The sequence below is a fragment of the Parvularcula bermudensis HTCC2503 genome (assembly GCF_000152825.2).
GTDB classification, from domain to species: domain Bacteria; phylum Pseudomonadota; class Alphaproteobacteria; order Caulobacterales; family Parvularculaceae; genus Parvularcula; species Parvularcula bermudensis.
In genome coordinates, this window is sequence record NC_014414.1 from 130,812 (window position 1) to 144,270 (window position 13,459).

Here is a 13,459-nt window from a genome sequence, read left to right on the forward strand (position 1 = left end):
GGGCCGCTCAGTCCGACTGGGCGACCTTTTGGGCCATCACGGCGAATTTCATCGTTTGCTGGTTTCCCTCGACAAGACGTTCCGCCCCCGTCTCATCGGTAATCTTCTCCCAATTCTCGGCAATCGCCTCGGCATTTTGCTGCGATGTCGGCAGCGCAATGCCGCGGGTCTCCTCAATATAGGTGACGGAATAGCCGCCCGCCGTCGCATTGAGGATCGTACGATTGGGGCTGTCCTCGGAGACAAGATAAACAGCGGCGGGGGTGACGGAGTCAGGGGTCAGAAGCGCATCCGCCCCAGGGGGCAGCAACCCTTCGGTCATCCGTGTCGCGGCGGCGGGACAGAGAGCGTTGACCCGTATGTCGTATTTCTTCCCTTCAATGACCAATACATTCATCAACCCCACAAGGCCCATCTTGGCCGCACCGTAATTCGATTGGCCGAAATTTCCGTACACCCCCGAAGATGATGTCGTCACCAGCACGCGACCATAGGCTTGATCCCGCATGATCGGCCAAACAGCCTTCGAACAAATCACCGCGCCCATCAAATGAACGTCCACGACCTTTTCGAAGTCTTCGATGCTTCCCTTATGGAAGCTGGCATCCCGCAAAATACCCGCATTGTTGATGAGGATATCGATACGGCCCCATTTCTCCATCGCCGTCTCGACCATATGCGCGACCTGGTCGGCATTCGTCACGTCCGCCCCGTGAGCGATCGCCTCGCCCCCCGCCGCAGCGATCTCGGCGACCACAGCTTCTGCTGGACCCGAAGAGCCGCCGCTGCCATCGACGGCCCCACCGAAATCGTTGACGACCACTTTGGCGCCGCGGCGGGCGAGGTCGAGGGCGTGGGATCTGCCAAGTCCCGCCCCTGCACCGGTTACGATGGCCACGCGGCCGTCAAACGAAATCGCCATGGTCAAATCCTCTTCGATGGCCTCGTATTCTCCCAGAGAGTAGGCCAGCATTTGCGCGCCGTCACGGGCGCCGCCAAACAAAACCCCCCGCTGCGCACAGCGGGGGGTGAGGGTGTTGTTGGTCGCCTTGAAACGGGTGTCCCCGTCTCCTGCCCTTAGGCGGAGCTCTTGGCCGCGACCTGGCTGTCCTTTTCGCCGTAGACGTAAAGGGGATCGCCCTTGCCTTCGACGACTTCGGCGTTGATCACGACTTCCTCGACATTTTCGAGGGTGGGCAGATCGAACATGGTATCGAGCAGAATGCCTTCCATGATCGACCGAAGGCCCCGCGCCCCGGTCTTCCGCGTGATCGCCTTTTTGGCCACCGCCACCAACGCCTCGGGTTTGAAGGTCAGCTTCACGTCTTCCATCTCGAACAGACGCTGATATTGCTTCACCAACGCATTTTTCGGGCTGGTCAAAATTTGAACCAAGGCCTCTTCATCGAGGTCTTCGAGGGTGGCGATCACCGGCAGACGACCGATGAATTCAGGGATCAACCCGAATTTCAGCAGATCCTCCGGCTCGACTTCGCGCAGAACGTCGCCGATACGCCGATCTTCGAGTTCCTTCACCTCGGCGTTGAAACCGATCGATGCGCCATCGCCGCGGGATTGGATCACTTTGTCGAGACCTGCGAAGGCCCCGCCAACGATAAACAGAATATTGGTCGTGTCGACCTGCAGGAATTCCTGCTGCGGATGTTTCCGCCCGCCCTGGGGCGGCACGCTCGCCACTGTGCCTTCCATGATCTTGAGAAGGGCTTGCTGAACCCCTTCCCCTGATACGTCGCGGGTGATCGAGGGATTATCAGACTTGCGGCTGATCTTGTCGATCTCGTCAATATAGACGATCCCGCGCTGGGCCCGCTCCACATTGTAGTCCGCTGACTGAAGAAGCTTCAGCACGATGTTCTCGACATCTTCGCCGACATAGCCGGCTTCGGTCAGCGTGGTCGCGTCGGCCATGGTGAACGGCACGTCGAGAATGCGCGCGAGGGTTTGCGCCAGGAGCGTTTTCCCCGATCCGGTCGGTCCCACCAAAAGGATGTTCGACTTTGCCAGCTCCACGTCGGAATTCTTTTGCGCGTGATTGAGGCGCTTGAAGTGGTTATGGACCGCCACCGACAGCACACGCTTCGCATAGGCCTGGCCGATGACATAATCATCGAGCACGGAGTGAATGTGCTGGGGAGACGGCACCCCCTCCCCCGATTTGACGAGAGAGGTCTTGGACTCCTCACGGATAATATCCATGCACAGTTCGACGCATTCATCACAGATGAAAACCGTCGGCCCGGCGATCAGCTTACGGACCTCGTGCTGAGATTTTCCACAAAACGAGCAGTACAGCGTGTTCTTTCCATCGCCACCGCCTGTGGTACCCGTCGGGCCGGCGCCCGATCCACCTTTATTACCGACTTTGCTCATGCAAGGCGCCTCCTGGGCCAGGCCACCGAGCTGATCTCAATGGCCGTCTCGATCCGTCTTCTTACTTGCCACAATCCTGCATGAAGAGGACCAGTCACGCAATCGCGGCTTAGCCCCAAGATTGCGCGGCTTTTGTTACTATCTCGTTCGCAATGAAGCGTTAATCACTAATTCATCACCCTTAAAGATGGGCTACTCACCCCTCATCGCCAGAGGCGACGGCGCGTTTTTCCAGAACCTGGTCGATCAGGCCGAAATCCAGCGCGTCTTCGGGGGTCATGAACGTATCGCGGTCGAGGGTGCGCTCGATCGTCTCATAATCCTGGCCGGTATGCTCAACGTAAATTTCGTTCAGACGCTTTTTGGTTTGAATGATGTCACGCGCATGGCGCTCAATGTCAGACGCCTGCCCCTGAAACCCAGCGGAGGGCTGGTGCACCATGATCCGGGAATTCGGCAGCGAAAAGCGCATCCCTTTGTCCCCGGCCGTTAAGAGCAACGACCCCATGGAGGCGGCGAGCCCCACACACATGGTGGAAATCTGCGGCCGGATATATCGCATCGTATCGTACATCGCGAGACCGGCCGTCACCGACCCGCCGGGGCTGTTGATGTAGAAGGCGATGTCCTTTTTCGGATTGTCCGCCTCGAGAAACAAAAGCTGCGCCACGATCAAGGTCGACACTTGATCGTGGACCTGCCCGGACAGGAAAATGATACGTTCCTTGAGCAGTCGGGAATAGATATCGAAGGAGCGCTCCCCGCGGCTGGTCTGTTCAATGACCATAGGGACCAATGTGTTCATATAGATGTCGTGGGGATCACGCATGGATAACTCCTGTGAGGACAGCGTCGACGGACGTCGGCGCCAATAGAGGTAAGATCTCCCGCCTGGGGATCAACGCCTTCCGAAGAGAGCATCGTGGGAGACGACAAGACCCCTGACGCTTAGCCTCAGGCCCTCAAACAAACCGTTACCCGGGCAGGACCGAAAACCACAGAAAAGGCTGACGGCAAGCCCTATGTCGCGCCCCCACGGCACCGAAGCAATCAGCGGCGGCGGGCGATGCGCCGCACTTCTTCTTCGACCTTTTCCTCAACAATGCGCGGCAAATGCGTGTCGAGCCACTGACGCACCATGGGCTGCAACATCGTCTCAACCAGGTCTTCTATCGTGCGCGCGCCCTGATTGGTCAGGCGCACATTTTCCTCAAGGGCGCCAAAGGCGTCGGCAGCGGCTTCGGAAGCTTCGGCACCGACCAGTTGATCTTGAAGGGCGGGAGCGGCGGCTGCGGTCATAGACACGGACTCTTCTTGCGCTGACGGAGAGGGAGCTGGGGGTTCGTGGTGATCGTAATCGTCGAGGGGATCGCTCACAACCTCGGCGGTCGCCTCGGCAGGCAATTCTTCTTCGGCGGCGGCCGCGGGGCCGTCGGCCTCAAGTGCCTCAGTCGACTCCTTGGCCTCGGCCATCGGCCTGTCCGCCCCTTCGACAGCGTCCTCTTCGGCCAATTGAAGGGTCTCGAGTTGCGCCTGCTTTTCTATGGATGGTTGATCGTCCTCGGCGATAATCCGCCTTATCGAGGCGAGTATCTCATCCATGCTCGGTTCGGTATTTGGTTGCGCCATTGGGGAGCGATACCCTTCTGTCTGGTCTATGAAACATTCCCGCATTCGCCTTGCGGGGCAACCCGCGGAAGAAAGAATAACGCCGCGTTAAAATACGAAGGCGCGTTCTTTTTCGAACCCCGGCAGAATACCCGCTGGATACGCTTCGAAAAGGATCCTGTGCCCCCTTTTTTCCCCATGCCGGGTCCAAAGGGTGGCGTGCCCCACGCCGTCTTCGCACATGATCGCGACCAATCGCCCGCCATTCGGCTTCAATTGCGCAAACAGGGTGTCGGGCAAGGTTTCGATACCGCCCTCAATGACAATGACATCATAGGGGCCCTGCTTGGGACACCCCTCAGCCAGCGTGCCCTGCACAAACGCCACCGTGTCGTAGCCATGGGTGCGGCAGGTTTCCGTGGCCCGCTCGATCGGGCGGTCATCAGCCTCAAGTCCCACCACGACACCGGCGAGAAAGGAGATCACGGCGGAGGAATATCCATAGCCGCAACCAATATCGAGCACCAGGTCGCCAGGCTGGATCGTGGCCCCATGCACCAGCTTGGAGAAGTCGCGTGCCTTGAGCAGCCATCGCCCATCAAATAACGGGACATCCTTTTCGACATAGGCGAGACTTCGGCGATTGGTGGGGACAAAGGCCTCCCGCGGGACGGTCGACATGGCCCGCACCAAGGCAGGGTCGGTGACGTCATTCGGCCGAACCTGGCTGTCGACCATATGTTTGCGGGCCTCTATCGTATCCATCATCGCTCCAAAGGCTTTGGTTCGTTGGAATAGGCCGCCCCGCGCCGTCAGGAAAGCCCCCGTCCGACCGGAAATGCAGGATGCCCCCTCGCCCCATGCGCACGCCCTGGCGGCCCCTAAGAATGCGCAATGGAACAGCGCATCACGGGGCCACAGCGGCGCGCAGTTTTCCTTGCGGCGCGAAGACTGACAGCGTAAGGCCCGGTCTCTCGTCTCGGCGAGGCCACGTGGCGGAGTGGTGACGCAGCGGATTGCAAATCCGTGTACCCCGGTTCGATTCCGGGCGTGGCCTCCAGGTCTTCGACCGATCCTTTTATATCTCTCTTCTATCTAACGAGCCTCTCTTCGTCTGATCCTCAGATATCCCAATCTTTCACGGCCCCGCTTGTCCCTTGTGCCGCGCGCTTGAGGAGAGAGACACAGGTGACCAGCACGCCGATAACGATGCACCGCAATATTCCGAGAACAATTCCCCCGTTTTGGCGAAACTTTACGACATAATGTGACACAAAAGGCGCGTTCGAGCGGATGACACAGTGTCCTCCGTCCTTTTAAACTAAAACCAATCGGTCCTCGTTTATGATGACCGAATGATGGGATTTCTTATGGTGAGCGGAGCAGGGGAGCGTTGCCGTTTTGGCGCGGTCTGGCCCGGAACGGCAGCTCTTTTGATGAGCGTTGCCGCCTGCGCCACCGTGCCCGCCGAACAAGCCCTCGACGGGATTTCCACCCCACCGAGTTGGACTGCGCTGACGGATGATGCCCCGGCCCAGGCCGTCACCGAAAACTGGCTTGCCGATCTTGGGGATGCGCGGGCGGATGCCGTGGTCGCCGAAGCGTTGGCCCGGAACAAGGATCTGGAGAACAGCGCGTCCCAGGTGGGGGCGATCCTCGCCAATGCCAGGGTCACCCGGGCGTCACTGCTGCCGCAAGCGCAATTCGGCTTTACCGCCTCGAGCGTTCGGACACCGGCGGGGGATCCGCAGTTCAATCCCGAAACCGGCGAATTCGAGGGGGGTGGGGAAGCAAGTTCCTCAGACTCCTATCGCCTCTCCACGTCATTATCCTGGGAGCTCGATGTCTGGGGACGGCTGACGGATCAAACCCGTGCCGCCTATCTGGATGTCGAGGCGGCGCGGCTCGACTTCGCGGCCGCACAATTGTCTCTCGCCGGGGCCGCCGTCCAAGGGCTCTACGGGCTGACCGCCGCGACCCTTCAGCGTCAATTATCCGAACGCGATGTCGAGACGGGGGAGAACAACCTTCGGGTCATTGAGCGGCGCTATGAACGCGGGATCTCGACCAGCCTCGACGTGCGCCTTGCACGGTCGTCCCTGGCCCAGTCCCGCGCCAATCTCGCCCAGCGTCGACAGACCGAGATCGCCGCGGCGCGGCGGCTCGAAACCCTGCTCGGCCGCTATCCCGCGGGCCAGATGCAAGGGCTTGGCACCCTGCCCGGCTTGCCGACAATCCTTGACGAGGATGGCGCCATTACGGGGGTGGGGGAACCGGGATGGCTGCTCGTCAGACGCCCCGACATCCTTGCCGCCGAAGCCGATATTGAGGCGTCCGGCCTCAGGGTTGCCGCCGCGCGAAAAGCCTTTTTGCCCAGCCTGTCCCTTTCCGCCTCAGCCCAGAGCCTTGTGGCCGACAGCTACGACGATGTCTCATACGACCCCGACGACCTGATCGCCAATCTCGTCGGCAATCTCGTCCAGCCTCTGTTTCAGGGCGGTCGCCTGCGGGCCAATGAAAAGGCGCGGGAATTTCAGTTAAAAAGCAGTCTCGCGCAATACGGCCAAACCGTTCTCAGCGCCTATGAAGAGGTGGAGAACGCCCTTACGGCGGAGCACCTGCTCAGCACACAATATACAGCCCAGGCGCTGGCCCTCGAAGAGGCGAAGGCGGCTGAAGCCTTGACAGTCCGACAATATCTGGCCGGCACCGCGACGATCTTTGACCTGATTAACGCGCAGCAGCGGGCGATTTCGTCGGAGTCTCAGTTCATCACCGCCGCCGAGGCGCGGTTGTCCAACCGCATCGACCTTTACCTCGCCCTTGGCGCGCCCTTCCACCCCCAAACCGATCCTGACCTCATCGCTTTCGATCAGCCGATCGGGTCGTCTAAGGAGGGGTCATAATGATCCGCAAAATTACCGTTATCTTCGGCAATCTCGCCGCCGTCCTCGTCGTCGTGGCGATCTTCGCCGTGATCCTTGGCTTCCTCAAAGCCGGTCAACCAAAGGCCGAGCGCCAGGCGCCAACGGCCTTCGATCCGACGGTCTTCGTCGAGGAAGTCGCTTTCGGCGAGGCCAAGTTGAATGTCGCCGCCCAAGGCGAAGTCACGCCCCGCCAGGATATCAGTCTGGTGACCCAGGTCAGCGGAAAAATTCTCTCCGTGTCGCCCGATTTCGCCCCCGGCGGCGCGGTCACCGCGGGGCAAGAATTGGTCAAGATCGAGGATTCCGACTATCGTCTGGCAGTGTCCCGCGCGCAGGCCGAGGTGGCCCAGGCGCGGACGGAGCTGGAGATCGAGCGGGCCGAATCCGCCCTTGCGCAACAGGACTACCAAGATCTTTTGGGCGATACCGGATCAGGTCCCTCAGACCTCACCCTTCGCCGCCCTCAACTCGCCCGTGCCGAAGCCAATTATCAGGCGGCCCTCGCCAATCTCGAGGAAGCGCGGCTGAATATAAAGCGCACGACCGTCACCGCCCCCTTCTCGGGCCGGATCCGATCGATTGCGGCGAATACCGGTCAATTCGTCAATGCAGGGGCAAGCTTGGGGCAAATTTTCTCCACCGAGATTGCGGAGATCCGCCTCCCGCTATCGGACAGCGATCTGGCAAAGCTTGGCATTTCCCTCGCCTTCGACAGCGACGACGACCGCCCCAAGGTCACGCTCTCGACGATTGTGGGGGGGCGCCTCCATCGCTGGGAGGGGCAGATCGTTCGCGTTGACGCGGCCATCGATCCCACCACGCGTCAGGTGGCGGCCATCGCCCAGGTCCCCGACCCCTATGGTCGGAGCGCCGATGGCGGGACCCCCCTGGCGATCGGCCTCTTCGTGGATGCCCTGATCGAAGGCCCACGGGTTGAGCGCGCCGTCACATTGCCGAGGGTCGCGATCCAAGAAGAGAATACGGTTTATGTCCTCGACGAGGACAATGTGCTCACTGCCCAACCGGTCGACATCGCAGCGTTCACCGACCAGGGGGCGATCATCACCGGCGGCCTGAGCGAGGGACAACGGGTGGTGGTCTCTCGCGCCGCGGTGCCGGCGGGCACGACAGTTCGGCCTCTTATGCGGGGTCGAGATACCGCCGCCCTCGGCAGCTTAAGCGGCTCGTCGGAGGGCGAGCTTGCATCGGTCCCAGGGACCAGCGGCGGGCGGGGCGCGCCATGAACGGGTTCGTCGCCTGGTGGGCCCGCAACAGCGTTGCCGCCAATCTCCTCATGGTGCTGATCCTGGTTGCGGGGATGGCCACATTTTTGTTCCAGATCGAGCGGGAGGTCTTTCCGACCGCCTCTCTCGACCAAGTCAATGTGAGCGTCTCTTGGCCCGGCGCCTCTCCGCGCGACGTTGAGGAACAGATCGTCCTCCGCATCGAAGAGGCGGTTTCCGGTCTCGACAATGTGAAGGAAATCAGCGCCCAGGCCCGTGAAGGGTCCGCACAGGTCACCGTCGAAATGGAGGACGGGGCCGATTACGATTCCTTCCTCAATCTCGTGAAGGCGCGGGTCGATGGGGTGTCGAACCTGCCCCCCTCCTCCTTTCCCCCCGTCGTCAGTCGCCCCACGGCCGATACGCCCATCACCTTTGTCTCGGTCACCGGCGACCCGGCGCAGATCAGCGAAGTCGAGCTCAACCGATTGGCCCGTCGGTATCGGGACGAATTGGCTCAGATCCCTTTCAGTAGCCCCCTCATCGAGGTTCAGGGCTATCAGGAGGAAGAAGTCGCCGTCGAGATCACCGAATCGGCCCTGCGCCGCTATGGTCTGACCTTCGACGAAGTCGCCGCCGCCATCGGCAGCACCTCGGTCAATCGTTCGATGGGTGAAATTCGCACCACCACCGGCAATATCCCTATTGCGACCCGTCAATTGGCTGACACCGCCGATGAGTTCGAGGCCCTGGTCATCCGGCGCAACCAAGATGGCTCCGTCGTCCGTGTCGGCGATGTCGCCACCGTCACGGACGGCTTTGCCGAACGGAACTCGATCTTTCGGATCGACGGCAAGCCCGCGCGCCTGATCGAAGTTTTGCAACCGGAGACGGTCAATATCGTCAATACCAGCCGGGCGATCTCTGACTGGATCGACGAAAAGCAGTCTTCCCTGCCCCCCGGCGTGGAACTGAAGGAGCAATACACACTCGCCGAGCTTTATTTCGGTCGGATGAAGCTGGTCAGCGAAAACGCCGTCGCGGGGCTCATCCTGGTTCTGATCATCCTGTTCCTGTTTTTGCGCCCCACCGTGGCCATATGGGTCTCGGCCGGGATCGGCATTTCCTTTATCGGCACGTTTATTTTCCTGCCGATGGTCGATGTTTCCCTCAACATGCTGTCGCTGTTCGCCATGTTGCTGGTGATCGGGATCGTGGTGGACGATGCCCTCGTGGTCGGCGAAAGCATCCACCGGCAGACCGAGATCGGAAAACAAGGTCTCGATGCGGCCGTTCTCGGCACCCAAATCGTTTTGAAGCCGGTGGTCTTTGCCGTCTTGACCACCATGATCGCGTTCTCTCCCTTCCTGCTCATCGGCGGTGTCTGGGGCGATTTCACCAAGCATATCGCCTGGACAATCATCCTTGCTCTGACTTTTTCTCTCATTGAAAGCTTCCTCATCCTGCCCGCTCACCTTGCTCATTTGAGCAAACCAAAGTCCGGGGGACTGCTGAGCTTTCAAGGAAAGATCGCCGACGCCTTGGTGACCTTCGGCGACATGATTTATCGGCCGGTCCTGCAACTGGCCCTCGCCTCTCGCTATGTGACCGTTGCGATTTTCCTCGGTCTTTTCGCGGTTAGCGTGGCATTGCTGCAATTGGGGTATGTGAAATTTCAGTTCCAGCCCGATGTAGAGCAGCGCCTCATTATGCTGACCGTCGATATGCAATCGGCAACGCCGATGTCGCGTACCGAGCAAGTGCTGGAGCAGGTGGAAACGGCGATCGAACAGCTCGACCAGGAACTTCTCGACCGCAATGGTCAGGATACGGTGTTGTCGGCCACCGTCGCGGCCTGGCCGGGCTGGATCAATGTCACGCTCATCATGAGCCCCTCGGATGCCCGAGACCAGACCTTGGGCACGATCTCCGAACGACTGCGCACACTGATCGGCCCTGTTCCGGACTCTGAGGACATTTCCCTTTCCACGAATTTTGCGAATGATGGGGGCGATCGGTTTATCGTCGGCCTGCAATCGGCCGACATCGATGAATTGAGCGCCGCCGTAACCGAGGTCAAAGCCTTTATCGGCCAGTTCGGCGAACTCTACGATGTCGGGGACAGTCTGCAATCAGCCCAGGATGAGCTTGTTTTCGAACTCAAGCCCGGGGCCGAGCGCTTTGGGCTGAGCATCGGCGAGGTTTCCCGCCAGGTCCGCCAGGCCTTTTACGGCGAGGAGGCCCAGCGCCTGCCCCGAAACGGTCAAGATGTGCGGGTGATGGTCCGCTATCCCCTCGAGACCAGAGAGAATTTCGAAAGCCTGTCGAGTATGCGCATTCGGCTTGCCGATGGGCGCGAAATTCCCCTCAGCGCCGTTGCGGACTATCGGTACGGTCCCGCCGTCCGCCGGATCGACCGGGTCGATCGGGAACGGTCCGTGCGCGTCTGGTCACGCGTGAGGGAAGGCGCCGATGCGGGCCCGATCCGCGCGGATTTCTACTCAACCTTTGTGCCGCAATTACTGGCCAAATACCCGTCCGTCGAAATCAAACGGCGCGGCAATGATGAGGAGCAGCGTGAGTTCCAGCAAAATGTAACCGTGCTCTACGGCCTTGCCCTCTTCTGCATGTATATGCTGCTGGCCATTGCCTTCTCGTCCTATTTCCAGCCGCTGATGATCATGTCGGCGATTCCCTTTGGATTTATGGGGGCGTTGTTCGGGCACCTCCTATTGGGGGAAAACTTTGCCATGTTCTCGATCTTCGGGATCTGCGCCGCCGGGGGCGTTGTCGTGAACGACAATCTGGTTCTCGTCGATTACGTCAATCGCCTCCGACGAGAAGGCGTGGGCGCCGCCGCTGCCCTGGTCGAGGCCGGCGTCGTGCGTTTCCGTCCCATCTTGCTGACCTCTGTGACGACCTTTGTGGGCCTCGTCCCGATCCTGCTTGAGGACAGCTACGACGCAAAGTTCCTGCGCCCGATGGTCATCGCCCTTGCCTTCGGGGTGCTGTTTGCCCTCTTCGTCACCTTGATCTTCGTCCCCGCCCTCTACGCCGTGGGGGTGGACATCGCTCGTTTCTATCGGGGGTTGTGGACCGGAGAGGATCAGCCCAGATTGGGTCATGAGGGGGGGCTGTCGGGACCGACACCGCACCATCCAGAAATCGATGACGACCGATTACATCCTGCGGAATAATTCTCATCACGCCGTTTACTCGCCGTTAACCTTAACGGCTTAGGCATTAGGTATCTTCTCTCCCAGGAAGATACCCACCATACCCCCAAGTTGGCCCCGTCTCCCCAAGGCGGGGCCATTTTTTGTCCTTCCGCCGGTTTTCAGGCTGGATTTGCCCCTAGGAGATGAGTAAGGCAGCGGTCCACGGCATTCCGGAGTAGCTCAGTGGTAGAGCAAGCGGCTGTTAACCGCTTGGCCGGGGGTTCGAATCCCTCCTCCGGAGCCATTTTTCAGCCCAAATCCCGCATTAAAGACAGGCGTTCGGCGGAAATCTTGAGAGTGACCGGCGCCCATAACGGCGCATGGGCACAACACACGATCCTTACCGACAGTCCCACGGCCGCACCCGGATGACCCTGCGGGGGCCGCAGACCCACATCGGGCAGATTTCCGTCGGGCTGGTCGGCCGGATCGGCGAAGGAACAGGTATTGCTAGCTCCCCTCAAGGTCTCAGAGCCATCGAGCCATTAAGACTATCTGTGACTCCCCCTTGTGAGAATTCGATTTTCCGGCCAATCTCCTAGGGTAATCGCCTAAACGAGGTTAAAGAGGTGTCTCAACACACCCGCCGCCAGAGCGAGAGGAAACATAGCGCTATGTTAGAATTAGCTGTCTCCAAATCTGAGGTTTCCGTTTCGGAGCGTCTCGACACCATTTTGGAAAAGCAACAGGCGGCGTGCCGACGTCAGCGGGTGCTGAGCGCCGACCAGCGCCGCGATGCCATCGCCCGTGTCAAAAAGATCGTGACGCATCATAAGGATGCCCTCATCGAGGCGGTTAATCGGGATTTCGGCCACCGCTCACGCATGGAAACCGAACTGTGCGAGCTGATGCTTGTGGCGACCGCGGCGGACCATGCGAGGAGCCACGTCAAAAAATGGATGAAACCGCGACGCCGCGGGGTCAATTTGACCTCACTCCCGGGCTCGGCATGGGTGCAGCATGAGCCGCTCGGCGTCCTTGGGATCATCTCCCCCTGGAATTACCCGCTGCTCTTGACCCTTTCCCCCCTGATCGATGCGCTGGCCGCGGGGAACCGCGTCATGATCAAACCGTCCGAATTGACCCCCCAGACATCGGCGCTGATGGCGCAATTGATCGAGACCTATTTCGATGAAGAAGAAGTTGCGGTGGTGACCGGCGGGATCGATATCGGCGCCTATTTCTCCACCATGCCTTTCGATCATCTGCTGTTCACGGGCTCGACCTCAATCGGACGGCGTATCGCCCTTGCCGCGGCGGAGAATCTCACCCCCACGACCCTTGAATTGGGCGGGAAATCACCGGCCATCGTCTGTGACGACTACTCCATGGATAAGGCTGTGCGAAGCATCGCACTGGGCAAGTTCATCAATGCCGGCCAGACCTGTATCGCCCCAGACTATGTGCTCGTGCCTAAAGGGACCGGGACGGCGTTTGCCGAGGCGTTGATCGCGGAGGTCAAGCGCGGCATCCCCGATCTGGCCAGCGAGACCTACACGGGGATCGTCAATGAACGGCATTTGGAGCGCCTTGAGCAGATCGTGACCGAGGCCGCGCGCCTTGGGGGCAAAGTGCTCACCGCCGGGCAAGCCCCCGTGGGCAAAATGAGCCCGACCGTGATTCTAAACCCGCCCAACGGGGTGGCGATCTTAGAGGAAGAGATTTTCGGGCCGGTCTTACCGATCGTGGAATATAGCGACCTCGACGATGCCCTGCGCTTCATCAATGATCGCACGCACCCTCTCGCGCTTTATGTCTTTACCAAGAACAAATCACGGGAGAAGCAGGTGCTTTCGGGGGCCATTTCCGGCGGGGTATCGGTCAACTCGACCCTGCTCCATCTAGTTCAGCACAATTTGCCCTTTGGCGGCGTGGGACATTCCGGCTCCGGTGCCTATCACGGGGAGGATGGCTTCAAACGATTCTCCCATGCCCGCTCGGTGTTCAAGGTCGGTCCCCTGAATAGTTTCGAGATGCTTGGCCCTCCCTTTGGACGTCTCGCCAAGCTGACGACGAATTTCTTCTTACGGAAATCCTGAGCCCTCCATCTGGGGCGCGCGCCTTCGTTACGTCTCCAATGGCATGAGGCGGG

General features: G+C 60.1%; 9 protein-coding genes and 2 tRNA genes. 6 read left to right on the forward strand and 5 right to left on the reverse strand.

What is annotated here, in order from left to right:
- Positions 1–7: 7 nt before the first annotated feature.
- From PB2503_RS00640 to PB2503_RS14205, 5 genes are all read right to left on the reverse strand, one after another.
- Positions 8–922 (reverse strand): SDR family NAD(P)-dependent oxidoreductase, encoded by a 915-nt coding sequence (locus tag PB2503_RS00640; RefSeq protein ID WP_041535060.1) that lies wholly within the window; start codon positions 920–922, stop codon positions 8–10.
- A gap of 155 nt (positions 923–1,077) precedes the next feature.
- Complete coding sequence (clpX, locus tag PB2503_RS00645; RefSeq protein ID WP_013299283.1) at positions 1,078–2,391, reverse strand: ATP-dependent Clp protease ATP-binding subunit ClpX; 1,314 nt, start codon at positions 2,389–2,391, stop codon at positions 1,078–1,080.
- A 196-nt stretch (positions 2,392–2,587) separates the two neighbouring features.
- Positions 2,588–3,220, reverse strand: coding sequence for an ATP-dependent Clp protease proteolytic subunit (locus tag PB2503_RS00650; protein ID WP_013299284.1), 633 nt, complete (start codon positions 3,218–3,220; stop codon positions 2,588–2,590).
- 221 nt (positions 3,221–3,441) lie between these two features.
- A complete protein-coding gene (gene popZ / locus PB2503_RS00655) occupies positions 3,442–4,020 on the reverse strand; it encodes a PopZ family protein (protein ID WP_013299285.1) in 579 nt (192 codons plus the stop codon).
- Between the two features lie 87 nt (positions 4,021–4,107).
- A complete protein-coding gene (locus PB2503_RS14205) occupies positions 4,108–4,767 on the reverse strand; it encodes a protein-L-isoaspartate O-methyltransferase family protein (protein WP_013299286.1) in 660 nt (219 codons plus the stop codon).
- 218 nt (positions 4,768–4,985) lie between these two features.
- Here PB2503_RS14205 and PB2503_RS00665 point away from each other — a divergent pair.
- The 6 genes from PB2503_RS00665 (at position 4,986) to PB2503_RS00690 (ending at position 13,406) form a co-directional block, all read left to right on the forward strand.
- Positions 4,986–5,059, forward strand: a tRNA-Cys gene (locus PB2503_RS00665).
- A gap of 295 nt (positions 5,060–5,354) precedes the next feature.
- Positions 5,355–6,905, forward strand: coding sequence for a TolC family protein (locus PB2503_RS00670; protein WP_083810915.1), 1,551 nt, complete (start codon positions 5,355–5,357; stop codon positions 6,903–6,905).
- Complete coding sequence (locus PB2503_RS00675) at positions 6,905–8,170, forward strand: efflux RND transporter periplasmic adaptor subunit (protein WP_013299288.1); 1,266 nt, start codon at positions 6,905–6,907, stop codon at positions 8,168–8,170. Before PB2503_RS00670 ends, PB2503_RS00675 begins: the two co-directional genes overlap by 1 nt.
- On the forward strand, positions 8,167–11,346 hold the full coding sequence (locus tag PB2503_RS00680) for an efflux RND transporter permease subunit (protein WP_013299289.1): 3,180 nt from the start codon (positions 8,167–8,169) through the stop codon (positions 11,344–11,346). Before PB2503_RS00675 ends, PB2503_RS00680 begins: the two co-directional genes overlap by 4 nt.
- Before the next feature lie 190 nt (positions 11,347–11,536).
- Positions 11,537–11,611: transfer RNA gene (locus PB2503_RS00685), tRNA-Asn, on the forward strand.
- A gap of 370 nt (positions 11,612–11,981) precedes the next feature.
- Positions 11,982–13,406, forward strand: a complete 1,425-nt coding sequence (locus PB2503_RS00690) for a coniferyl aldehyde dehydrogenase (RefSeq protein ID WP_013299290.1) — start codon at positions 11,982–11,984, stop codon at positions 13,404–13,406.
- Positions 13,407–13,459 lie beyond the last annotated feature (53 nt).